The 23,560-nt window shown below is 64.0% G+C and carries 20 protein-coding genes and 1 tRNA gene; 5 read left to right on the top strand and 16 right to left on the bottom strand.

Annotated features, from left to right (window positions below):
* From AX735_RS22510 to mdh, 4 genes are all read right to left on the bottom strand, one after another.
* The coding region (locus tag AX735_RS22510; RefSeq protein ID WP_066284851.1) for a 2-oxoglutarate dehydrogenase E1 component at positions 1-1,903 on the bottom strand (1,903 nt) is incomplete at its 3' end.
* 182 nt (positions 1,904-2,085) lie between these two features.
* Positions 2,086-2,973, bottom strand: a complete 888-nt coding sequence (gene sucD / locus AX735_RS22515) for a succinate--CoA ligase subunit alpha (RefSeq protein ID WP_023839527.1) — start codon at positions 2,971-2,973, stop codon at positions 2,086-2,088.
* Positions 2,970-3,581: a hypothetical protein gene (locus tag AX735_RS22520; protein ID WP_066284852.1), complete on the bottom strand. Its 612-nt coding sequence runs from the start codon at positions 3,579-3,581 to the stop codon at positions 2,970-2,972. The genes sucD and AX735_RS22520 overlap by 4 nt, the downstream gene beginning before the upstream one ends.
* Positions 3,581-4,543, bottom strand: a complete 963-nt coding sequence (gene mdh / locus AX735_RS22525; RefSeq protein ID WP_066284853.1) for a malate dehydrogenase — start codon at positions 4,541-4,543, stop codon at positions 3,581-3,583. Before mdh ends, AX735_RS22520 begins: the two co-directional genes overlap by 1 nt.
* A 467-nt stretch (positions 4,544-5,010) precedes the next feature.
* On the opposite strand from mdh, the gene AX735_RS22530 reads away from it, so the two are divergent.
* The gene (locus tag AX735_RS22530; protein WP_060978428.1) at positions 5,011-6,027 is read left to right on the top strand and encodes a polysaccharide deacetylase family protein; all 1,017 of its coding nucleotides are present in this window, start codon (positions 5,011-5,013) and stop codon (positions 6,025-6,027) included.
* Positions 6,028-6,031: 4 nt separating this feature from the next.
* Here AX735_RS22530 and AX735_RS22535 read toward each other — a convergent pair whose 3' ends face one another.
* The gene (locus tag AX735_RS22535) at positions 6,032-6,946 is read right to left on the bottom strand and encodes a GNAT family N-acetyltransferase (RefSeq protein ID WP_066284854.1); all 915 of its coding nucleotides are present in this window, start codon (positions 6,944-6,946) and stop codon (positions 6,032-6,034) included.
* 179 nt (positions 6,947-7,125) lie between these two features.
* On the opposite strand from AX735_RS22535, the gene AX735_RS22540 reads away from it, so the two are divergent.
* A complete protein-coding gene (locus AX735_RS22540) occupies positions 7,126-8,004 on the top strand; it encodes a class I SAM-dependent methyltransferase (protein WP_066284855.1) in 879 nt (292 codons plus the stop codon).
* A 3-nt stretch (positions 8,005-8,007) separates the two neighbouring features.
* Here the strand turns inward: AX735_RS22540 and AX735_RS22545 are convergent, their stop codons facing one another.
* From AX735_RS22545 to AX735_RS22560, 4 genes are read right to left on the bottom strand one after another with little or no spacing between them, the layout of a single operon-like run.
* A complete protein-coding gene (locus AX735_RS22545) occupies positions 8,008-8,592 on the bottom strand; it encodes a DUF1989 domain-containing protein (RefSeq protein WP_066284856.1) in 585 nt (194 codons plus the stop codon).
* Positions 8,582-9,277, bottom strand: coding sequence for a guanitoxin biosynthesis heme-dependent pre-guanitoxin N-hydroxylase GntA (gntA, locus tag AX735_RS22550; RefSeq protein WP_066284867.1), 696 nt, complete (start codon positions 9,275-9,277; stop codon positions 8,582-8,584). The genes AX735_RS22545 and gntA overlap by 11 nt, the downstream gene beginning before the upstream one ends.
* Before the next feature lie 37 nt (positions 9,278-9,314).
* Positions 9,315-10,754 (bottom strand): UdgX family uracil-DNA binding protein, encoded by a 1,440-nt coding sequence (locus tag AX735_RS22555; protein ID WP_066284857.1) that lies wholly within the window; start codon positions 10,752-10,754, stop codon positions 9,315-9,317.
* A gap of 4 nt (positions 10,755-10,758) precedes the next feature.
* On the bottom strand, positions 10,759-12,009 hold the full coding sequence (locus tag AX735_RS22560) for a putative DNA modification/repair radical SAM protein (RefSeq protein ID WP_066284858.1): 1,251 nt from the start codon (positions 12,007-12,009) through the stop codon (positions 10,759-10,761).
* 109 nt (positions 12,010-12,118) lie between these two features.
* On the opposite strand from AX735_RS22560, the gene AX735_RS22565 reads away from it, so the two are divergent.
* Positions 12,119-12,688, top strand: a complete 570-nt coding sequence (locus AX735_RS22565; protein WP_066284859.1) for a DUF1993 domain-containing protein — start codon at positions 12,119-12,121, stop codon at positions 12,686-12,688.
* 84 nt (positions 12,689-12,772) lie between these two features.
* On the opposite strand, the gene AX735_RS22570 is transcribed toward AX735_RS22565, so the two are convergent.
* Both AX735_RS22570 and AX735_RS22575 read right to left on the bottom strand, forming a co-directional pair.
* Positions 12,773-14,359 (bottom strand): amidohydrolase, encoded by a 1,587-nt coding sequence (locus AX735_RS22570; RefSeq protein ID WP_082751268.1) that lies wholly within the window; start codon positions 14,357-14,359, stop codon positions 12,773-12,775.
* Between the two features lie 90 nt (positions 14,360-14,449).
* Positions 14,450-17,275, bottom strand: a complete 2,826-nt coding sequence (locus AX735_RS22575; RefSeq protein WP_082751269.1) for a TonB-dependent receptor domain-containing protein — start codon at positions 17,273-17,275, stop codon at positions 14,450-14,452.
* Between the two features lie 361 nt (positions 17,276-17,636).
* Here AX735_RS22575 and AX735_RS22580 point away from each other — a divergent pair, with 361 nt between their 5' ends.
* Positions 17,637-18,149, top strand: coding sequence for an Lrp/AsnC family transcriptional regulator (locus tag AX735_RS22580; protein ID WP_060978421.1), 513 nt, complete (start codon positions 17,637-17,639; stop codon positions 18,147-18,149).
* A 66-nt stretch (positions 18,150-18,215) separates the two neighbouring features.
* Here the strand turns inward: AX735_RS22580 and AX735_RS22585 are convergent.
* From AX735_RS22585 to infA, 5 genes are all read right to left on the bottom strand, one after another.
* Positions 18,216-18,291, bottom strand: a tRNA-Phe gene (locus tag AX735_RS22585).
* 131 nt (positions 18,292-18,422) lie between these two features.
* Positions 18,423-18,587, bottom strand: coding sequence for a DNA gyrase inhibitor YacG (locus AX735_RS22590; RefSeq protein WP_066284860.1), 165 nt, complete (start codon positions 18,585-18,587; stop codon positions 18,423-18,425).
* An 11-nt stretch (positions 18,588-18,598) separates the two neighbouring features.
* Positions 18,599-19,567: a ribonuclease E/G gene (locus AX735_RS22595; RefSeq protein ID WP_066284861.1), complete on the bottom strand. Its 969-nt coding sequence runs from the start codon at positions 19,565-19,567 to the stop codon at positions 18,599-18,601.
* 1 nt (position 19,568) lies between these two features.
* Entirely contained in the window at positions 19,569-20,144 is a 576-nt protein-coding gene (locus tag AX735_RS22600; protein WP_066284862.1) for a Maf family protein, read from the bottom strand.
* Entirely contained in the window at positions 20,144-20,362 is a 219-nt protein-coding gene (infA, locus tag AX735_RS22605; RefSeq protein ID WP_010162480.1) for a translation initiation factor IF-1, read from the bottom strand. The genes AX735_RS22600 and infA overlap by 1 nt, the downstream gene beginning before the upstream one ends.
* Before the next feature lie 296 nt (positions 20,363-20,658).
* On the opposite strand from infA, the gene AX735_RS22610 reads away from it, so the two are divergent.
* Entirely contained in the window at positions 20,659-23,520 is a 2,862-nt protein-coding gene (locus AX735_RS22610; protein ID WP_066284863.1) for a TonB-dependent receptor plug domain-containing protein, read from the top strand.
* Positions 23,521-23,560: the final 40 nt, after the last annotated feature.

Genomic DNA, 23,560 nt, shown 5'->3' on the forward strand with positions numbered 1-23,560 from the left:
GCAGGTAGCGCCCGCCGGTGTTCTGGTCGATCCACACCGCGTGCCGCTGGCTGAACGTGCCGCGACCCGAATCCTGGCCCGACAGGCGGACGGCATAGCCTTCGGACACGAGCGATCCGAACGCGAGCGCTTCGCCGGTCGCCCAGTCGAAGCCTTCGCCCTTGTCGAACATCTCGCGCTTGGCCTCGAGCACGCGGCGCAGCGTCTTGTGCACCTCATGGCCTTCGGGGATCGTCGTCAGCGTGCGGCCGAGGCTTTCCATCAGCTTCTTGTCGATGCCGGTCTCGATGTTGCGACGCGCCGTTTCCGGGTCCGCAGGCATGTGCAGGCCCGACCAGCGACCGGCGAACCAGTCCGCCTTGTTGGCCTTGTAGGTCTTGCCGGCCTCGAACTCGACCTCCAGCTGATCCGAGAAGGTCTTGGCGGTGCCGTCGATCCAGTCCTGCGTCACCACGCCCTGCGCGATCAGGCGGTCGCCATAGATCTTGCTGACCTTGGGATGCTGGCGGATCTTCGCGTACATCTGCGGCTGGGTGAAGCTGGGCTCGTCGCCCTCGTTATGACCGAAGCGGCGATAGCACCACATGTCGATTACGACATCGCGGTGGAAGCGCTGGCGGAAGTCGATCGCCATCTTGCAGGCAAAGGTCACCGCTTCCGGATCGTCGCCATTGACGTGCAGGATCGGCGCCTGGACGCCCTTGGCCACGTCCGACGGATAGGGCGACGAGCGCGCGAACTGCGGGCTGGTGGTGAAGCCGATCTGGTTGTTGACGATGAAGTGGATGCAGCCACCGGTATTGTACCCGCGAATGCCCGAGAAGCCGAGGCACTCCCAAACGATGCCCTGGCCGGCGAACGCCGCGTCGCCGTGCAGCAGCACCGGCAGCACCTGGCTGTGATCGGCAAGGTCATCGCGGATCACCTGCTGCGCGCGGACCTTGCCGAGCACGACGGGATCGACCGCTTCGAGATGCGACGGGTTGGGGACCAGCGACATGTGCACGCTGATGCCGTCGAACTCGCGGTCGGTGCTGGTGCCGAGGTGATATTTCACGTCGCCCGAACCGCCGACATCGTCAGGATTGGCCGAACCGCCCGAGAATTCGTGGAAGATCACGCGATAGGGCTTGGCCATCACGTTGGCGAGCACGTTGAGGCGGCCGCGATGCGGCATGCCATAGACGATTTCCTTGAGACCGAGCTGGCCGCCGTACTTGATCACGGCTTCGAGCGCAGGGATCATCGACTCGCCGCCATCCAGGCCGAAGCGCTTGGTGCCGACATATTTCTTGGCGAGGAAATTCTCGAAGGTCTCGGCCTCGATCACCTTGGAAAGGATCGCCTTCTTGCCGTTTTCGGAGAACTCGATAACCTTGTCGATGCCTTCCATCCGGTCCTGGAAGAAGCGGCGCTCCTCCACGTCCGAGATGTGCATGTATTCGAGGCCGACCTTGCCGCAATAATTGGCACGCAGCGTGTCGATGAGCTGGCGCACGGTGGCGCTTTCGAAGCCCATGGTGCCGCCCAGGAACACGGGTTCGTCGAGCTCGGCGCCGACAAAGCCGTGATATTCAGGGGTGAGGTCAGCGGGCAGTTCCTGCTGCGACAGGCCGAGCGGATCCAGATCGGCCGCAAGGTGTCCGCGCACCCGGTAGGTGCGGATCAGCATCATCGCCCGGATCGAGCGGTCCGCCGCACGCGCGATCGCCGCTTCGTCCACCGGTTTGCCCGCCTTGGCCGAGGCATCGCGCACTGCGGCCTTGACCGCTGCCTGCATCTGCATCGGGTCCAGCGCTGCGGTCAGATCGTCACTGTCGGCCAGCGGCCAGTTGCCACGCTGCCAACTCGGGCCCTGTTGCGGGCCTTCTGCGAGGTCGAAATCAAATCCGTCGTAGGTCATGTTCTAGCGTCCCTTTTCCCTCTCCCCACCGCGGGAGAGGGTTGCGCAGACTTGGGCAAATATGTGCCCCAGTCGAAGCTGGGTGAGGGGGGAAGCGACGCTACCGGCGTGCTCCCGGCCCTCTCCCTCGCATCGCGTCGCGATGCATTCCCTCTCCCGCGAGGGGAGAGGGATGGTTCAAATCACACCGTTTCCAGCAGCTCGGCCAGCGTCTGTCCGAGGAGCGAAGGCGAGGGCGAGACGCGGATGCCCGCTTCTTCCATCGCCGCAATCTTGTCTTCGGCGCCGCCCTGGCCGCCCGAGACGATCGCGCCGGCATGGCCCATGCGGCGTCCCGGAGGCGCAGTGCGACCGGCGATGAAGCCGACCATCGGCTTCTTGCGGCCGCGCTTGGCTTCGTCCTTCAGGAACTGCGCGGCTTCTTCTTCCGCACTGCCGCCGATTTCGCCGATCATGATGATCGACTTGGTTTCGTCATCGGCCAGGAACAGCTCGAGCACGTCGATGAAGTTGGTGCCGTTGACCGGATCGCCGCCGATACCGACCGCGGTGGTCTGGCCCAGGCCCACAGCGGTGGTCTGGTGCACGGCTTCATAGGTGAGCGTGCCCGAGCGCGACACGACGCCGACCGAGCCCTTCTTGAAGATGCTGCCGGGCATGATGCCGATCTTGCACTCGTCGGGGGTCAGAACGCCGGGGCAGTTGGGGCCGATCAGGCGCGACTTGCTGCCCTGCAGCGCGCGCTTGACGCGGACCATGTCGAGCACCGGAATGCCCTCGGTGATCGCCACGATCAGTTCCATCTCGGCGTCGATCGCCTCAAGGATCGAGTCCGCAGCGAATGGCGGCGGAACGTAGATGCAGGTCGCGGTCGCACCGGTCGCGGCCTTGGCTTCGGCGACGGTATTGTAGTTGGGCAGGCCGATATGCGTGGTGCCGCCCTTGCCGGGCGTCACGCCGCCGACCATCTGCGTGCCATAGGCCAGCGCCTGTTCGGTATGGAAAGTGCCGGTCGCACCGGTCATCCCCTGGGTGATGACCTTGGTGTGCTTGTTGACGAGAATGCTCATTTCTTGCGAAACTCCACTGCTGTGGCCGTGAGAACAAGGCCGGTAAGGGGGATGCCGGTGGCGGCGAGCGCGCCGGGTGCGGCGTACGAAACTTCCATTTCCATGTGACCGGGCTTCAGGCCGGGGTTCCAGACATTCTTGCTGAAGCCGGGCAAGGGATCAGTCGAACTGCCGGGCTTGCGTGCTGCCCAGCCTTCGAGGTCTTCAGCCGATATGGGGGCGGGGGCCGCGAAATCATAGACGCGGCAGCCATGGCTCTGCATCTCGCCCAGATCGACGCCCGACAGCGCCAGGCTGAGCTCGCGGCCCGCGACGGTCATGCGATATTCGCCGCCGTCGAGCAGCTTGGCCTCGCCGTCGCTCTCGGCGAGCTTGGCCTTGCCGTACTCGACCAGCTGGCGCAGCGCGCCCTTGTCATCGGCGGGAATGACCTGCCATCCGGCGGCGACGACCGACGCCTTGGCGACGGCCAGGTTCTCGATCCCCGAACAGGCGGTCGCAAACGCGGCGAGAATCTCGCGCGCGGGGTAGGGGTTTTCGGCTGGCGGGGCCTCGTCCTGGGCCGCCGCCAGCGCGAAAAGTCCGATCAGGAGACCGGACGCGAGCATCAGGCGAGGCTCGGGTCCAGCGTCTTGCAGACGTCGAGCAGTTCCTTGACCGCATCGACCGAGACCTGAAGATTGCTCTTCTCTTCGTCGGTCAGATTGATCTCGACCACCTCTTCGGCACCATTGGCGCCGATGACAACGGGCACGCCGACATACAGGCCATCAAGGCCGTACTTGCCTTCGACGTTCACCGCGCAGGGCAGGATGCGCTTGGTGTCGCCAAGATAGGCTTCGGCCATCGCGATCGCGCTGGTGGCAGGGGCGTAATAGGCCGAACCGGTGCCGAGCAGCGCGACGATCTCGCCGCCGCCCGATCGGGTGCGCTTGACGATCTCGTCGAGACGCGCTTCCGACACGCCCTTGATCTTGGCCATGTCCTTCACCGGAATGCCGTTGATCGTCGAATAGCTGAGCACGGGGACCATGGTGTCGCCATGGCCGCCGAGCACGAACGCGTTCACGTCCTTGACGCTCACGCCGAATTCCCAGGCGAGGAAGGTGGCGAAGCGCGCGCTGTCGAGCACGCCGGCCATGCCGACGACCTTGTTGGCGGGCAGGCCGGAGAATTCGCGCAGCGCCCAGACCATGGCGTCGAGCGGGTTGGTGATGCAGATGACGAACGCGTCGGGCGCGTTGTCGCGGATGCCTTCACCCACGGCCTTCATGACCTTGAGGTTGATGCCGAGCAGGTCGTCGCGGCTCATGCCCGGCTTGCGCGCGACACCGGCGGTGACGATGATGACGTCCGCGCCCGCGATATCGGCATAGTTGTTGGTGCCGGTGACCTTTGCGTCAAAACCTTCGACCGGGCCGCACTGCGAAAGATCGAGCGCCTTGCCCTGCGGCACGCCTTCGACGACGTCGAACAGCACGATATCGCCCAGTCCCTTGGTGGCTGCGAGATGCGCCAGCGTACCGCCGATATTGCCTGCGCCGATCAGCGCGATCTTGTTGCGTGCCATGGTCAATCCTTTCCGAAAATTGGGTGTTCCGGCCGAAACTGCCTGTCAGGAATGCGGGGATGCTATGTGGTGCGTGTGCGTTCCCTGAACAGATATCCGGCCCTCAGCAAAAACCTTGTGATGTGCTTGTCCGTTTCACGACCTCAGATGGGCGCGCACCGGGCTTGCACAGCCTGGATCATCGCGCTCGCCGGCCTGCCTAGGCCGCTTGGACGGGGTTTTCAACCATCAAAAGCCGCCAGACTCCAATTATTTGTGCAATTGAAAACTGTTAGCAATAAGGGTTGCCTGGCCTTTGGTGGGGCCCGTCTTGTTCAGCGCAACCCCGTCCTCTCGCCGCAGAATGCTCCATAGCGGCACACTCCCCTATTAACATGGGATGGACGTGATATAGTATTTCCTTTAGCCGCGCATGGGCTGCGACGAGGGTAAGCGGGTCTTAACCCGCCCGGCATAAGGGTCCAACGATGGTCACCAAGGTTCAGTACACCGTCGATACCGAATTGTCGCTCAAGCTCTTCCAGGAAGGCGCGAGTGCGCAGGAGAATTTTGACAGTTCGATCGCTGGCAAGTGCCGTGACGGCGAATTTGGCATCTTCTACCAGATGGACCGCCTCGAGGCCTATGGTCTGAAGGGTGTTTTCTTCGTCGATCCGTTTCCGGCTCTGGTCTATGGCCCTGGCGTCGTCGCAAGGATCGTCGAGCCGATCCTGAAACGCGGTCATGAAGTGCAGCTTCACATCCACACCGAATGGCTGGAATTTGCGCGCGATCATGAGCTCGCACATCTGCGCGGCCGCAATATCGCCGATTTCCCGCTCGACGATCAGGTCCGGCTGCTCGATCAGGCGCGGGCGCTGCTGATGATCGCCGGCGCGCCCAAGCCTACCGCGTTCCGTGCGGGCAATTTCGGGGCGAACGACGATACGCTGCGTGCGCTGAGTGCCCTGAGCGTTCCGTATGACAGCAGTTTCAACCCGGCCTTCCTGGCAGGCGAGTGCGATATCGATCTTCCGCCGGAAACCCCGCCCTTTTCCGAGCATATGGGCGTGGGCATCATTCCGGTGAGCGTGATCGAGGATCGGCCTGGCAGTATCCGCGCCGCGCAACTGTGTGCGCTTTCTGCCTGGGAAATGCGGGACGGCCTGCGCCATGCCGCAGAGCACGACTGGCCGTGCTTCACCATCGTCAGCCACAGTTTCGAATTGCTGAGCCGGGATCGCACCCGCGTCAATCCGATCGTGCAGCGCCGGTTCGAATCCATGTGCCTCAACATTGCCGAACAGACCCGGCTGGAAGGCGCGGGTTTCGAAGCTCTGCAGCCGCAGCGCAGGGCATCGCTGGCCAAGCTTCCCGCCAATCTGGTGCGCACGGCGCTGCGCTATGGCGAGCAGGCGGTGAGCCGCATCCGTTACGAGGTCGGGATCCTCTCGACGCTATTCCTCAACGAATTTGCCGCCTTCGAGAGCGTCGTGGCCATCTGAGGCCTCAACCGCGCAACAGCTTGCGGATTTTCGCCTTGGCCCCGATGCGTTCGAGCCAGGCCCCGGTCCCTTCCACGGCACCGTTGAACGCCCGGTGGCCCGTGAGCACAGCGCGGTTGGCGATGCTCGGCGCGAGCAGGAACAGGGTGGCGCACTGCACCTGATGCGTGCCGAAAAGCGCCTTGTGCGCGCCATCGCCTTCGGTGAAGTCGAAATAGCGGAAGCGCTGCTCGGCAAAGAGCTGCTCGAGCGCATGCATCTGCAGCACGGTTCCGGGCGAGAGCTGCGCCTGTCCCTGATCGTAACCGAGATAGGCGTAGATGAGCACGTCCTCGACAACAGGCAGGTAGAGATAGGCGATCGGCTTGCCCTGCAGGAACAGGATCCAGGCGCGCAGACGGTCGGCCCGGGCGAGGGCTTCAGCCTCGGCGCGGAAAGCCGCGTGGCCGGGGAGCCCCGCATCGAGCAGCCGCGCCTGATAGGTCTGGTTCGATAGCGGCAGGGCGGCAGCGAAAAAGGCGTCGAGCTGATCGGGGGCGTGATAGCTGCGAATGTCGAGCGTGCCGCCGTTCGCATCGGCGAGCTTGCGCATCTTGCGCTTGAGCGTCGCGCGCGTCTTCGATGAGAATTGCGCCATATACCCATCATGGCCCAGCGCCATGTCGATATAATGCCGTGCATAGAGTTGCGGCGGGGACTTGAGAAAGCCCTGGAACTGCTGGTCGAGCCGCGAGAGCTGGTCCGCAGGCGCGGACTGCACGCGATATCCGTCCGCACCGGGCGGCAGCGGGACAGGGACAAGGGGGCGCTCGGCCAGGATTGCGTCGAGCCCGTAGGACAGGGGCATCAGCATCCGCCGCGCGCGCAGGATGCAGCGATCGCCCAGCAAAAAGCGGATATCGGTGGCAACGGGCGTCATGCGGTGGCAGTCCGGTGAGGGGGGACGAGAGTGACGCACCTGCTAATGCCACAGGGTTAAGATCGCTTGAACCCGGCTTGATCGGCAAGGCTTTACCCTATGTTCACGCGCGTCCTATAGACGGCGACGGAACGAGCTGCGACCTCGTCCAGACCTGCCTCCTGCGATGGAACACCGACATGGCGCAGCCCAGGCCCAGTGCCGCCTGCAATCATTGTGGATCGACCGAGACCCGCCCTGTTGCGCGCATCGATGGCTACAGCCTCGAACGGTGCTCGCGGTGCGGTCTCGCGTTCATCACCAATCCGCCATCGGATGCGGAGCTCGCAGCCATGTATCAGGCGAGCAACGACTATCACACCCAGCTGCACGATCCGGCAAGCGATGCCTATGCCCGGATGGCAGCGATCGCCAGAAAGCATCTGCGCTTCGTCGAACGCTTTGCCAATGGCGGTCAGCTTCTCGATATCGGCTGTTCGACCGGATTGTTCCTGGACGAGGCGCGGCGGCGTGGCTTCGACGTCGCCGGTGTGGAATTCTCGGCTGCATCGGCGCAGTTTGCGCGCGATCGCTTCCATCTTTCGGTCACTGATGGCGACATTCACGCCGTCGACGATGCCGAGGGCATGCTCGACATCGTCACCATGTTCGACGTGATCGAGCATGTCCGCGATCCCGCGCGCGACATCGTGGCCGCCCATCGGCTGCTCAGGCCCGGCGGACTGTTCATCCTGTCGACGCCGAACATCGACGGACTGTTTCCGCGTGCGTCAGAGCCCCTTGCGCGTCCGCTGGGCTATTGGCCGCATATCGAGCCACCCTGGCATCTCTACCAGTTTTCGGTGCGCACCCTGTCGGCGATGCTCGAGGCCCGGGGTTTCGAATGCATCGGCGCGCGACACACCGCCATCGATCTGGCCTATAGTTTCGGAACGCCCGCCACGCTGATGCGCAGTCCGAAGCGGCTGGCCTATGCGATGGTCTTTGCCCCGCTCGCCTGGGCCGGACCGAAGATCGGAATGGGGGACTGGTTCTACCTCGCCGCGCGCAAGCGCTGATCCCTAATCGGTCACGGCGTACTGGATGGGCTTGAACGAGCCATTGTTCGATTGCAGCGCCGAACAGGCGGTGAGCCCGATGATCAGGTCCATATGGGCGCGAAAGGTGATCGATTCTCCCGCCTTGCTGAGGGGCGGATCGACACGCAATTCGCCCGTGGTGGCATCGACGGGGACGTTCATGAAGCAGTTGAATGCGACGGGAATCATGTCTTCTGTCACGCCATAAGGCGCCAGCGCGGCGGCGAGATTGCCGAAACAGCCGCGATGCGGATCGGTATCGCCATAGATGATGCGGAACGTGTCCTTGGAGCACGGCGTCAGCAGGAAATCGTGGCGGCCGACATCATCGGCAATGATTTCCAGCATCACCTGGCTGCGGTTCGAATAGAGCAGGTCTCCGGTCGAAAGGTAAATCTTGCTGGCATAATCGAGCGTACGCCCCGACGAGATGACCTCGCCGATATCGTGCTGGTTGAAGGCCAGCAGGTCCGCCACCTGTTCGCCCAGCACGTCAGTGACGGTAAGCGTGTGCCCCTTGCCGAGTAAAAATGCGGTGCCTGACCGCGGCGGTATTTCATGCGGCATGTTCGGCGGCCTTTCTCGGGCGCAGCGGACAGCGCCATTCGCTGCCGACAGCCCGGCCGCTATACTGCCGGGCTTCGGACACGGTACCGTGGCGGGCCAGCATCGGGTTGGGCGCACCGGCCAGAGCCACATCCCGTTCGATGATCGTGCCGCGCATCTTCTCGTACACGCCCGAGGCGCGCAATTGCTCGAATTGGTCGTGCAGGTTGAACACGAGCGCCGGGCGGTCGAAGCGCCGCGCCGGACGGCTGGCACCCGGATGCAGACCGACCACGAAAAATGCTTCTCCGCCAAAGCTCAGCGAGAAATGCGGGTCATCGGGATCGCCGCTGACGCGCGGGTCGACCGGCTGGCCGAGCCAGTCGTCCTTGTCGCTCAGCGACTGCAGCCTTTGCCACAGATGCTGTTCGAAGCCTGTCTCGTCTAGCCCGGCATCCTCCTCGAACAGCACGGCGAGCGACTGGAACGGCGCGGGGTCGAGCGCATAATCGCGCGCGATCTCCATCAGCGCGGGATGAATGCGCAGGTCGTCCCAGGCCGAACGCAGGTCGCGTCCGATGATGATGCGCATATTGCCCTTGGCCAGCGCGGACTTGGCGCCGACACAGGGAAAATTGCGATCCTGGATGAACGCGCGAAAGCGCTCCGCCAGCGGGTGGTCGTTGGAATTACACGTTTGAGCCATGCCGACCATACGCGGCTTGGCCTTGGGGGTTGCGCCATCAGGCAAGACTGTCGGCCATATGTTTCACGGATGCCAGATCGGCGACGAACTGATCGCGTTCGACCTTGGCGCGGTCGCGGTCGGGCAGGCGCAGCAGGAACGAGGGGTGCACCGTCGCGATCAGCCGGGCACCGTCATCCAGCGCATGGACCTTGCCGCGCATCGAGGAGATACTGGCGGATTTGCCGGTGAGTCCCCGCAGCGCGCTGCCGCCCAAGGAGACGATGATGTCGGGCCTGACCAGCGCCCGCTCCTGATCGAGCCACCAGCGGCAGATGTCGATCTCGCCGGTGCTGGGGTTCTGATGCAGCCGCCGCTTGCCGCGCGCGACGAACTTGAAATGCTTGACCGCGTTGGTGACATACAGCGTCGCGCGGTCGAGCCCCGCTTCGCCGAGCGCCTCGTCGAGCAGTTGCCCTGCTGGCCCGACAAAGGGACGGCCTTGCAGATCCTCGCGATCGCCCGGCTGTTCGCCGACCAGCATGATGCGCGCCTGGCGCGGGCCTTCGCCGGTCACCGCCTGGGTAGCGTTACAGTGGAGCGGACAGCGGGTGCAGGTGCGCACTGCCTGGTTCAGCTCGTCGAGCGATGCAATGGTTTCGGGCAAGGCTGTATCCGCTTCCCCGCGCACGCGCCATTTGTCGCTGCGGGGGTTTGCGAGCGAGACGGCCGTCTCGCGCATCCGTTCCACCCGCGCTTCGGCCCCTGCGATCAGCGGCGCGATGTCCTGCGCCTCGGGCAGGTTGTGCCAGTATTTCTTGGGCATCTCGGCGCGCATCGCGGCGATCTTGACCCGGGCGGGGTTGAAGATCGCGCCATAATAGGTGCGCCACTGGTCCTCGACCACGTCGTGATCGGGCACCTCGTCGCGGGTTCCGCCGGGCCCGAGATGCAATTCCTCGCCATGCCAGATCGCGCGCGCATCGGGGGTGAGGATCGCCCAGTCCATGCCGTAGAAGCGCTTGCGGAAAAAGGGCGCGCCCAGCCGCAGGATGCGATGCTCGGGCTCGAACCAGGCGATGAAGCGCTCCCGGCCCGTCTCGTCCTCGCCCAGCCTGCGAAAGCGGACGAAGGCATGCATCTTGTGCAGATCCCGCCGGATCGCCTTGTCCGCGCGCATCAGCCAGTCGGTATCGGGATCGGTGCGCCGCTCGAGCAGCTTGCGATCGTCGAGCGCGCGCCACAGAACCCGGTACAACCGCGAGGGCACCGCATCGTCGCGATGGCAGATCACCCTATCGGCAATGGTGACCAGTTCGCGGGGCAGGCTGACCGTACGCTGGAGCTGCAGTGGAGCGGGATCGGCGAAGAGCGAGGCACTGTCGCCGACAGACCGCCAGACGATATCCTCGGGCGGCACGCGCGCGGCGAGCAGCGCGCGCGCATGGCTGCGCCACTCCTCGAAATCGCCGGGCAGATGGAGGATGATCTCGCGCATGGCCCTACAGCGCCAGGCTCATCTGTTCGGGCGGAGGCGCAAAGCGCGCGCGCAAGTTGGCGCTGTCGGTCAGGCCGCCGGGCCGCCAATCGGGCGTGGTGATGAAGGGCAGCACCTTCTTTACCGACGCGGTGAGGCGCGCCAGATCACCGATGCGGATCGCGCCGAGCCGCCTTGCGGCGATGATCCGGTCGACCGCCTTGGTGCCGAGGCCCGGCACGCGCAGCAGCATCTCGCGCGGGGCGCGGTTGATATCGACCGGAAAGCTCTCGCGCCGTTGCAGCGCCCAGGCGAGCTTGGGATCGATCGACAGATCGAGCATACCCTCGTTCGCCCCCGCCATGATCTCGGCGCGATCGAAGCCATAGAAGCGCAGCAACCAGTCGGCCTGGTACAGCCGATGCTCGCGCATCAGCGGCGGGCGTACCGGGGGCAGATCGCTGCTCGCATCGGGGATCGGGCTATAGGCCGAATAATAGACCCGGCGCAGGCGATAGCCCGAATAGAGGCTGGTGGCGGAGGCAAGGATATCGTCGTCGCGCGCGCCGTCTGCGCCGACGATCATTTGGGTCGACTGGCCCGCAGGGGCAAAGCGCGGCGGCTTTGCTTTCTTGAGCAGCCGGTCCTTGCGGGCCTCGACCGCATCCTCGACGCCGACCCGGACATTGGCCATGGTCTTGCGGATGGTCTGCGGCTTCTTTTCCGGCGCGAAGCTCTTCAAGCCATCCTCGGTCGGCAGCTCGACATTGGTGGAAAGCCGATCGGCATAGAGACCCGCCTGGGCGATCAGTTCGGGCGAGGCTCCGGCAATCGTCTTCAAATGGATATAGCCGCCGAAGCGATGCTCCTCGCGCAGCAGCCGGGCGACCTCGACCAACTGCTCCATCGTGTAATCCTCGGATCGGATGATGCCCGAGGAGAGGAACAGCCCCTCGATATAGTTGCGCTTGTAGAAATCCAGCGTCAGCCGCACGACCTCCGCCGGGTTGAACCTGGCGCGCGGTACGTTGCTCGACGCGCGGTTGATGCAGAAGCGGCAGTCGTAGATGCAGAAATTGGTGAGCAGGATCTTGAGCAGCGAGATGCAGCGGCCATCGGGGGCATAGCTGTGGCAGATGCCCATGCCCCCGGTCGAACCGATGCCCTTGGTGCCGGTGGAATCGCGCCGGACCGTGCCCGAAGATGCGCAAGAGGCATCATATTTCGCCGCATCGGCGAGCACGGCCAGCTTCTGCAGAATCGGTTTTTCGCTCATGCCCCGGATATAGGGGTTAGAACAAAGAAAGAACAGTTTAATTTCAAGCGAGAGGCTTTGCGGGCGGTCGGTTCCGGCTAAGGTGTCGCATTGCAAAAAGGACCGACGAATGACCCTCAAGGATACTCTCGTACCCAGTTTCGTGCAGATGCTCGGCGCGCTTTCGACCTGGCTGGCCAAGGCCGAGCAGCATTTCGAGCCCGAGCAGGCGCCTGAGATCCTGCAGGCGCGGCTGGCACCCGACATGTTCCCGTTGTTCACGCAGGTTTGCTTTGCCTGCGTTCAGGCGCAGGAGGCGATGGCGCGGCTGAACGGGCAGGATTTTCCTGAAGCGATCGCTGCGCTGCGCGGCGAGGGCGTGGATGCCGGTGCAAAGCCATGGACGATCGCCGATGCCCAGGCACGTATTGCCGATACGATTGCCATCGTGGAGGCAGCCGCCGATGGCCTGGCCGATGTCGCGGACGAAATGCCCATCGCGCATGCACTGCCGATGGGCATGGTCTTCGACTTTACCGCGGCCCAATATGCCCGCGACTGGGCGATCCCGCAGTTCTATTTCCACGTGATGACCGCCTATGCCATCCTCCGCGCGCAGGGCGCACCGCTGGGCAAGATCGATTATGTCGGGCACCTGCTGCCGTATCTTCGTCCCGGGACGATGCCCGGGGGAAGGTGATCGGCAGGCTGCGCCGGGCGGAGCGAGCGGCCTGCGTCTGCTCCGCCCGGCGATCGGTGCGACCCGATGGCATGCGGCCGGACATCATTGCGGCGTCAGCTGGGGATAGGTGATGCCCAGCTGCTCCAGATACGAGCTGTATTTGCTGGGATCGTAATAATATTTCTTCAGCTCGGGCCGCATGCGCTCCATCAGCTCCTTGTTGAGGTGGATCGCCGGCTGGTCTTCGGGGGTGAGCACCGGATCGTATTTCTGGTCCTTGGTCTGGACCGTGGTGAAATAGGTCTTGGCATCGCTGACCAGCTTGGGCGTGGTCATCACGTCGAGTACGGTCAGCGCCACCGCCTTGGCCCCCGCGACGGCGCCCTTGTGCGCGATCGGCGTCGCCATCGCGATCGCCGAGGTGACGTTATGCCCGATCATGCTGGGAATGTTCGACGGGAAGCGGATGGTGATCGTCGGCACGGTCCACATGATGTCGCCAATATCGTCCGACCCGCCGCCCATCGAGGTGCCGCGCGTCTCGGGCGAGGAAAGCGGCTCGACCGTCGTCTTGAGCGGCGCGACCTTGAACTTCAGCGCCTCCTGCACCGCCTTGGTGAACGCCTGGTCCTCGGGCGACCATTTGGGCATGCCGACCAGCTCGATATTGGCCTGCGCCGCCTCGGCGAGCGGCTTGTTGCCGTAATTGGGCGCGGCATAGCCCAGGACGCGGCGGGTCACGGTGGTGCCGGTCGCCTTGGCTGCAGCTTCGGAAATCTCGTTGCCGGTCTCGTACAGCTTGCGGATCGATTCGAAGGTCTGTTCGCGGAAATAGTACCAGACGGTCGCCTCGCCCGGCACGATATTGGGCTGGCCGCCGCCATTGGTGATGACATAATGCGAGCGCTGGGTGAGCGGCAGATGCTCGCGCCGCATGTTCCAGGCGATGTTCATCAGTTCCACCGCATCGAGCGCGCTGCGCCCCGACCAGGGCGCGCCTGCGGCATGGCTGGTGATGCCCTTGAACGTGTATTCGACCGAGACCATGCCGTTATTGCCGGAATCGCCATAGCTGGTGCCGAAGCTGGAGGCGACATGGGTGAAGATCGAGACATCGACATCCTTGAACAGGCCTGCGCGGACATAATAGGCCTTGGTCGCCAGCAGTTCCTCGGCCACGCCCGGCCACAGCATCAGCTTGCCCTTGATGCCGTGCTTGATCATCACCTCCTTGGCGGCGATGGCGGCGGCGACGATCAGCGGCATGCCCGAATTATGGCCTTCGCCATGGCCCGGCGCGCCCGGCACGATCGGCTTGAGTTGCGGCACGCCGGGCATCTGCGACAGGCCGAGCAGCCCGTCGACGTCCGATCCCAGCGCCACGACCGGGCCGTCGCCATTGCTCCAGGTCGCGGTCCAGGCGGTCGGGATGCCCGCCACCCCCTTGGTGATGGTGAAGCCGTTCTTCTCCAGGATTCCGGTCAGATATTCGGCGGTCTGAAATTCCTGAAAGCCCGGTTCCTGAAAACTGAACACGGAATCCACCATTTCCTGGACCAGCTTGGCCTGTTCGTCGACTTCCGCCATCGCCTCCTTCTTCATCGCTGCGGGTGCCTTGGCCTGGGCAGCGAACGGAGTGGAGGCCATCAACAGGGCGGTCAGCAATTTCATCGATCGGGTCATCGTCATCGGTTTCCTGGTACAAGGCGTTGATTGGTCGGGCACTGGTCACGACAGGGCACGGAGCAGGGATGCAAGCGTACCCTGTCGTGTCTGCGGTTACAGCGTGAAGCGCACCCCCATTCGGAAGACGCGGCCGAGCACGTCATAGAGGTTGCGGTTGGTCTGCGGATAGGCGGGGGTATTGTCCCCGGTCGGGCCGTTCCCGACCAGCACCGGGTCGGTATCGAACACGTTGCGGACATAGAGGAACACCTCCGCCTCGGATGAGGCGATCTTGAACCGCTTGGTCACCGAAAGGTCCAGATACCATTGGCCGTCGATCCGGTTGGTGTTGATCGTGCGGAAATCGGGGGTCGAAAGCGGACAGCCGGTCTGACACTCGATGAAATTGTTGTTGTACACGCCGTCCGAAAAGCCCCGGCCCACGGCATTGAACGACCAGCTTTCAGTGTCGTAATTGGCCGACAGGCGATAGTTCCACGATGGTGTCGCGTCGCCCCCGCCCGCATTCTGCCCGGCGAGGTCGACCGGCGCGTTGATGCCATTGTCGGTGATGTTGTCGATATAGTGCGACACCACGGCGCGCAGCGTCAGGTTGCCGGGCCCGATCGACGCGCGATAGCTCGCCTCGAAATCGATGCCGCGCACCTTGACCGACGAGAAGTTGAACGGAACCAGCGTGATCGTGCTGATGTCGTTCGGTGCGGCAAAGGCGATCTGCGCGCATTGCGACGCGACATTCTGTTCGAAGCACAGATTGGCGGTGGTCTGCGCGGTGAGCGTGGCAATCGCGCCGCTCAGCGCAATGTCGAAATAGTCGACCGAAGCAGCAAAGCCTGGCAGGAAGCTCGGCATGAACACCCCGCCGACGCCCCAGGTGCGCGCGACCTCGGGGGCGAGATTGAGGTTGCCGGTGATCTGCTCGAGAAAGGTATCGGCGCGGGTGCCGCCGCCCGCCACCGGAACGTTGACGGTGTTGGTGCGCGCGGTGCCCGGAGCGAACAGATCGTTGAGATTGGGCGCCCGGATATCGCGCGAGCGGGTCACGCGCAGCTTGAAGTCGTCGATCACCTGCCAGGTGCCGCCGAGCTTCCAGGTGACCACGGTGCCCGACGTGGAATAGTCGGTGACGCGCAGAGCGCCGTTCAGATCCGCCCCTTCGAAGACAGGAAACACGGTCTCGACGAAAGCTTCCTTCACGTCATAGTCGCCGGTGGTGACGCGATAGTTGCCGTAGAGAAAGCCGAGATTGTTCGGCGCGTCCGGATTGAGCGAGCCGTCGACCTCCTCGCGGCGATATTCCGCGCCGAAGGCAAGGCTGACCGGGCCTGCCCAGTTCTCGAACAGGCTGGCGGTCTGGAAGGTGACTGCGGCGACATCCTGCTGCAGCCGCTGCCGCCGCGAAGGCTGCAGCCCGTCGTTGAAGATGTAATTGAGCGCTGCGTCGCTCACCGGGGCAAGGCCGATGCGGTTGATCGGGACGCAGCCATTGGTCGGGTTGGTCAGCGTCGAGCGGCAGACGATGGTACCCGCCGAATTGCGCACCGCGTCGGTAGCGAGCGCCAGGCGCGACGTGACCCAGGTATTGGTCAGCTGTTCCTGGGTCTTGGCGATGCCGAGCTGATAATAGGCATCATAGCTCCAAGCGATGCTGCCGGTGTCGAACGCGCCCTTGAGGCCCGCGACATAGCGATAGACGTCACGCGTATTGTCGCTGCCCTGTGCCGGTATGCCGAAATTGCCGGTGCCGATCGTGACGCTGGTGAGGTTGTTGGCGACCATCAGCGCGCGAAACGCATCGGGCAGATACGCATTGTCGCGCTGGATCACGACCGAGGGCGAGGGGGTCTTCTGGTAGAAGCTCTGCCCCTCGTAACGCGAATAGGAGACCTGGCCATACAGCTCGAATGCGGGCGAGAATTCATAGCTCGCGCGGCCGAAGACGTTGATGCGGTTCTCGTCGGGCGCGAGCGAGTTCGAATTCAGATGCCCCTCTCGGCTGATGCGGAAGTCGCCGCCCTGCATCCACTGGCCGCGATTGGGGCCATAAGTGAACTGGTTGAGGCTCGCCTGACCGGTGGCGGGGTTGATCGACCCGAAATATGTACCTCGCAAGGGACCCGAATTGACGATGCCGCCCGGCGTGAACTGATAGGTGCCAATTCCCGCCGCCACGAGGCGCTCGGGCTGGCCGTTGCCCACGGCATAGGCGGGGTTGTCGATCTGGAAGAAGCCGCTCTGCTGCCATTTCCGGTCGATCGTATCGACGCCTTCCTGCGTGAAATAATCGCCCGCAAGCAGCAGCTTACCCCGGCCATCGGCGAAATTGGTGCCGCCGGTCAGACGGACGAGATGGTTCGGCACATCGCCATAGGTGGTGATGCCATATTCGTACTCGGCCTTGAGCCCGGTGAAATCCTTGTCGAGGATGAAATTGACCACCCCTGCGACCGCATCCGATCCATAAGCCGACGAGGCGCCGCCGGTGACCACTTCCACTCCCTTGATCAGGCCCTGCGGGATGGTCTGGACATCGACAAAGCCGACTGTGGCCGATGCGACGGAGCGTTGCCCGTCGATCAGGATGAGCGTGCGGTTGGCGCCCAGATTGCGCAGGTTGACCGTGGCGATCCCGGCCTGGCCGTTGGAGAGCGAGCCCGAATTGGTCGAGGACGACTGACTGCCCCTGACCGCGGGCAATGTGCTGACATAGTCGCCGATATTCGCCTGGGGTTCGGCGTCGAGTTCTGCCTCGGTGACGACGTTGACCGGGGTGGGGGCATCATAGCCATCGCGGGCGATGCGCGATCCGGTAACGGTGATGATCTTCTCGGCTTCGCCATCGGCTTCGCTGGTTTGCTCGGCGGCCTGGTCGCCGGCGGACTGCGCCAGCGCGGCCGGTGCGAACCCCAGTGCCGGCATGGCAGCGGCACAGGCCAGAAGCGCCTTTGTCCGAAGTAAACGTCGCGAATAAGGCGTAGAAAAGGACCCCATGGATTACCCCCCAATTATCTGGTTTGTAGGGCCTTTCGCCATCTTCTCCCGATTTGTTATTTTATAATCTTCAGTCCTTGCATTGAGGCAATCCTGATCGTCTTGATCTGCACGAAATGTAAGATTGTTGTGCGTCTCTGAACGATTATGTGCCTTGATCCCTGATTGCCGGAGCCATTCTGCCCCTTCGCCCTTGCAGGCTAACAGAAAACGGGGCAGAATAAACATCGAAATTCGCCAAATTCGCCCGGAATTTGTGCGGATAACCAATCAAAAATGGGGAATTTGGATGAAATCCGCTGCGCTGGAGCTCGACAGAACCGATTTTCGAATCCTTGAGGCTTTGTCGTCAGAAGGCCGAATGTCCGACGTGGCATTGGGCGAGTTGATCAATCTTTCCAGTACCGCTGTGGCCCGTCGTCGCCGAATCATGGAGGAAGCGGGTATAATTATGGGATACAGCGCCAGTCTTTCCTTGCAGGAACTGGGATTTTCTGGCGTGGTTATTGTGATGGTCGAACTGCGGTCGCAGGCAGAACATGTGCTTGACGAATTCGAACGCGAAGTCATCAAATGCCCTTCGATATCCTATTGTGGATTCATTTCGGGCGATACCGATTTCATAATCATGATCCACGTAAGCTCGCTGGACGAGTATGATGAAATCTATCGTCGTGAACTATCCAACCTGCCGAATGTCGCAAAAATTCGCAGCAGCTTTGTATTGCGCGAGGTTGCCCGCCGCTCTGCGGTGCCGATCATATTTGAGCGCGGCAAGAAGCAGGCGCGCCACGCTGGCTGAGCCATGCGAGCACCGCGAATCGTTCGATTCGCAGCTTATGGACTGTTGTGCACAAGGAGAGAGGAGTGGTGCCCGGGGACGGGATCGAACCGCCGACACTGCGATTTTCAGTCGCATGCTCTACCAACTGAGCTACCCGGGCATCGGGCCGTGCCGCACCGCTTGCAGGGTGGGCTTTCAAGGCTCATCGCCAGACCGGCGATTTGGAGCGCCGCCTATAGGCAGGCTTGGGCAGGCTTGTCCATAGCAAAATCACCTGCCCGCCATTGCCGCTCAATCATATTCGGCATCGGGTCGGTCAGCGGGCGGGCCGGGCACGCGATAGCCTTCGCCCAGCCAGTTCAGCAGGTCGCGATCCTTGCAGGCCTTGCTGCAAAAAGGCGCGAAATCAGGGCGTGCTGGTTGCTTGCACAAGGGGCAGGGGCGGGGGGTGCTCATCGCTCGAGCATCTAGGTCCGGTGGGGCGCAACTGCAACCGGTCTGCCGATGCGCCGCTGCAGTTCTTCCAGCCAGTCGGGCTGGCGATCCAGCAACGCCGATTCGGCAGGAGCAAGCGCCAGCGTGATCGGCCCGGTGCCGTCCGAGCGCTCGGCGCTGCGCAACTGGCCCAGCAGGCTCCAGCGCACAGGATCGGCGGCGTGCAGCTCGATCAGCGATGCACGCGGGCGCCGCGCGACGATCTGCATCAGGCCGAAACCGTTGATCGCGGTTCGCTCGCACGGAACCTGCATTGCCGCATCGAACGCTTCGACCACGGCATTGCGATCCGCCTTTTCCGGTAGGGCCGGGAAATCGACCACGATGCCCCCGCCGATGCCGTGCCGCCGGATCGCTTGCCCAAGCGCCGCGGCAGCGGCCAGCGCCAGCGCGCGTGGCGCGACATCCCCGTCCACATCGACGACCATCATCGCGGGCGTTGGCGAGAAGGTCAGTAGCCCGCCGGCAAAGGCGACCTGGCCGGTCTCGGCTTCCTCGATCACTTCGTGCCAGCCCGCATCGGCAAGCCGGTCAGGGCCGCCCGCAAGGCAGCGAATGATCTCGATGCCTTCGGCGTTCAGCCGGTCGATCAGGCGCGGGGCCGCGCGCAGCGGCGTTTCGTTGGGCACGGGCTTGAGTCGCGGGGGCTTGGCGCGGCGGGTGCCGGGCTCGATCATTGCCTCGCGCATGACCTGCGCGCGGACGATCGCGCCTTCGCTGGCGCCCTTGGGCACCGGCTGGATCATTGCCTCGCTGCCATCCGACAACAGCGCCCGCGCACGATGGCCGCCCGCGCTTCTGGCGAGCAGCTTGACGTCGAGCACGGCACCGACAGCATTTGCGTCATCGTGTCGCTGGATGCAGGCTTCGACGATCCGGCCCCGCTCGATCAGCGCTGCGCGCTCTTCGCCGATGCCGTCTTCGTAGAGCCAGTGGGCCATGTCAGGGCTTGAGCAGGCCGGCGCTGAGCAGCATGCTGCGGGTCTCGTAGAGCGGGAGGCCCATGATGCCGCTATAGCTGCCCGATATCGACCGGATCAGCGCCTCGGCGCTGCCCTGGATGGCATAGCCGCCGGCCTTGCCCTGCCATTCTCTGCCCGCAATATAGGCTTCCACCTCGTCGGCATGCAGCCGCTTGAATGTCACGATGCTCTCGGAAAGCCGGTGCAGGGCGCGTCCACCAGGCAGCATCAGCGTGACCGCGGACAGCACCAGATGCCTGCGTCCGGAAATCAGGTCCAGGCACATGCGCGCATCGGCCTCGCTCTCGGCCTTGGGCAGGATACGGCGGCCTGCGGCGACGACGGTATCGCCGGACAGTACGGCACTATCGGGATGCTGCGCGGCGATCACCGCCGCCTTCTGGGCCGCCATGCGCCGCGCATAGACGCGCGGAAGCTCGCCCTTGTGCGCGGATTCGTCGATATCGGCGGGGATGATGGCGTCCGCAGTGATGCCGATCCGCGCCAGCAATTGCTGGCGGCGGGGGCTGGCCGATGCGAGGATCAGCTGCGCCATTATTTGAAGCGGTAGGTAATCCGGCCCTTGGTCAGATCATAAGGCGTCAGCTCGACCAGAACCTCGTCGCCCACCAGCACGCGGATGCGGTTCTTGCGCATCTTGCCGGCGGTATGGCCCAGGATTTCGTGATCGTTTTCCAGCTTCACCCGGAACATGGCGTTGGGAAGCAGTTCGACCACCTGGCCGCGCATTTCGAGAAGTTCTTCTTTTGCCATTCGGCCCCTGCAATGTGGTTTGCGTTGCGGCGGCGCGACCTTTCGCGGCACCCGGCTGCATGGTCAGGGAGTCCCCTGGGCCCATGCAAAGTTCAGCGCGCCTTACAGACAAAGCGTGCAAAAGAAAAGACGGGAGTTTGCAAGGGGCTGGCCGAGGCGTCGAACCGAGGCGATGGCTAAAATTTGTTACAATTCAGCACTGGGCAATCCGGGCATGCGCATCATATTGCGCTGCAACAGATCAACGCCCCAGGCGCTCCCCCATTGGCGCCAATGATAAAGAGACGCTGTCCCCCATGACCCTTTCCCCGTCCTCGCGGCCAGACGCCCCGATTGCTGCTCGCCGTTCGCTCGGCCTTTCCCTTGCAACGGTCCTGCTGGTCGCAGCGAGCCCTGCCGCACTGGCTGCATCGCTCGAAGACGCAGCGGTCGATGCCAAGGCCGCCAGCGCCGAGGTTGCGCAGCCGCAGGATGCGGCGCAAACCCCCGCCGATCCGCCGCCGCCCGATACCGAGCCGGATGCCGACGGCGAGACCATCGTGGTGCGGGCCGAGCGACTGCGCGGGTCGATCCAGACCGACATTCCGCCGGTGACCGAACTCAATGCGCAGGATGTCGCGAGCTATGGCGCCTCGTCGCTCGCCGAGCTGCTGCAACAGATCGCGCCGCAGACCGGCAGCGCGCGCGGGCGCGGCGGCGACGGCCCGGTGGTGCTGCTCAACGGCCAGCGCGTCTCCGGTTTCCGCGCGATCCGCGACATTCCGCCCGAGGCCATCGCCAAGGTCGAAGTGTTCCCCGAAGAGCTCGCGCTCAAATACGGCTTTCGTCCCGATCAGCGCGTCATCAACTTCATTCTGGTCGACAACTACCAGAGCCTGGCGGCGGAGGTCGACAACGGCCTTTCGACCCAGGGCGGTTATGGCACGACCGAGTTCGAAGGCACCTTCACCAAGCTGGGCAAGAACACCCGGCTGATCGTCGACGTGGAATATGAGATGGCGACCGCCCTGCGCGAAAGCGAGCGCGGCATCGTCCAGCCGGACAGTAGCGCGCCCTTCGCGCTGGGTGGCAATGTCGGCGCATCGCCGTTCGGAACGGGCGCCGAGATCAGCCCGGCGCTGAGCGCGCTCGCCGGGCGGACGGTGACGCTGGCAGGCGTGCCTCAGGGACTGACCGGCGCCCCGGCGCTCTCCGCCTTCAACATCGCGCCGAACACGACCGATCTGGGCGAGTTCCGCACGCTCATCCCCAATTCGGACCGCATCCAGGCGAACGCGACCTATGCCCGCAATCTGGGGCCGGACACCAATGTCCAGGTCAACGCGACCTATACCAACAATTTCGCGACATCGCTGCTTGGACTCAACACTGCCACGCTGACGGTTCCGGCGGCCAACCCGTTCAACCCCTTCGGCCGCGATGTCAGCCTGCTCACGGCGTTCGGCGATCCGCGCGCCATCACCCGGACGGTCGATACCGATACCTATTCGCTCGGCTTCAACGCCAATGGCGTGCTGCCTGCGAACTGGAAATGGGCGCTGACGGGTGACTATACCCGGGTCGATACGCTGACGATCATCGATCAGCCGGTGGACACCAGCGGCGTCCAGGCGGCGATCTCTCGCGCGACGGGAGCGATCAATCCGTTCACCGGGACGCTGGGTTCGCTGCTGCCCGGCCTGGTGAGCGATACGGCAGAGAGCCGCAACCAGCTGTTCAACACGCAGCTCACCGCCAATGGCAAGCTGGCCGATCTGCCCGCAGGCCCGGTCAACCTCACCCTGGTCGGCGGCTTTGCCCGCCGCCTGCAGGATTCGACCGACAGCCGCAGGGCAGGGCAGGGGAGTGTCTCGCTCACCCGCAGCGAGGCGAACGTCTCGGCGAATATCGATGTGCCGCTGGTGGACACCTATATGTCGGACTGGTTCGGCAAGCTCTCGGTCAACGGCAATCTCGGCTATCGCGAACTCAGCGATATCGGTGGGCTGCTGAGCTTCGGCTATGGCCTGAACTGGGCACCGACCGACACGCTGACCATCCAGGCCTCGCTGATCGGCGAGGAGGCCGCGCCCGGCATCGGCCAGTTGGGCGATCCGCAGATCGTGACGCCCAATGTCAGCACCTTCGACCTCGCGCGCAACGAGACGGTGCTGGCGACGATCATTTCGGGCGGCAATCCGCTGCTGACGGCCGAGGAGCGTCGCGACGTCAAGGTGTCGGTGAGCTATCGGCCGCCGTTCGTCGAGGGGCTGGATTTCCTCGCCGAGTTCATCCGCAACCGCAGCTATGGCACCACTGCTTCCTTCCCGATCCTGACGCCCGAGATCGAGGCGGCATTCCCCGACCGCATCATCCGCGATAGCGACGGTACGCTACTCGCGATCGACCAGCGCGCGATCAACTATGATCGCGTGACCAGCGATCGGCTGCGCTACGGCATCAACTTCTCGAAGCGGATCGGTGGCGATGAGCGCGGCGGTGGCGCTGGCGGCCCTCCGGGTGCGGGGCGACCGGGTGCGGGTGGCGGCCCACGCGGTCCGGGTGCGGGCGGTCCTCCGCCGGGCGGTCCGGGAGGCGAGCGTGCAGCGGCGGGCGGACCTCCGCGTGGCCCCGGCGCCGGTGGTCCGCCGCGTGGTCCTTCGGGCGGCTTCGGTCCCGGTGCGGGCGGGCGTGGCGGTCGCTGGAACATCTCGATCTATCATACCGTCCGCTTTGCCGAGACGATCCGCATCCGTCCGGGCCTGGGCGATCTCGACCTGCTGGGCGGCTCGGCCATCGGATCGAGCGGCGGCGTGCCGCGGCATGGCGTAGAGCTGGAGGGCGGACTGTTCCTCAACGGCATCGGCCTGCGCTTTACCGGCAATTACCAGAGCGGATCGCGCGTCGACGGCGGCGGCCTGCCGGGTTCCACCGACCTGCGCTTCAACGATATCGCGACGTTCGGCATGCGCGCGTTCGTCAATTTCGACAACAAGCCCAAGCTGACCGAGGCACTGCCGTTCCTCAAGGGGTCGCGGCTTCGTCTGGGGGTGGACAATATCTTCAACGCGCAGCAGCGGGTGACCAACGAGGCGGGTGAAGTCCCGCTGCGCTACCAGCCCGGGTTCATCGATCCGCAGGGGCGCGTCGTTTCGCTGAGCTTCCGCAAGCGCTTCTGAACCCGGGAGGGCGTGGCAAATTTGCCATGGCTTTTGGCGA

The organism is Blastomonas sp. CCH1-A6 (assembly GCF_001556365.1).
GTDB classification, from domain to species: Bacteria; Pseudomonadota; Alphaproteobacteria; order Sphingomonadales; family Sphingomonadaceae; genus Blastomonas; species Blastomonas ursincola.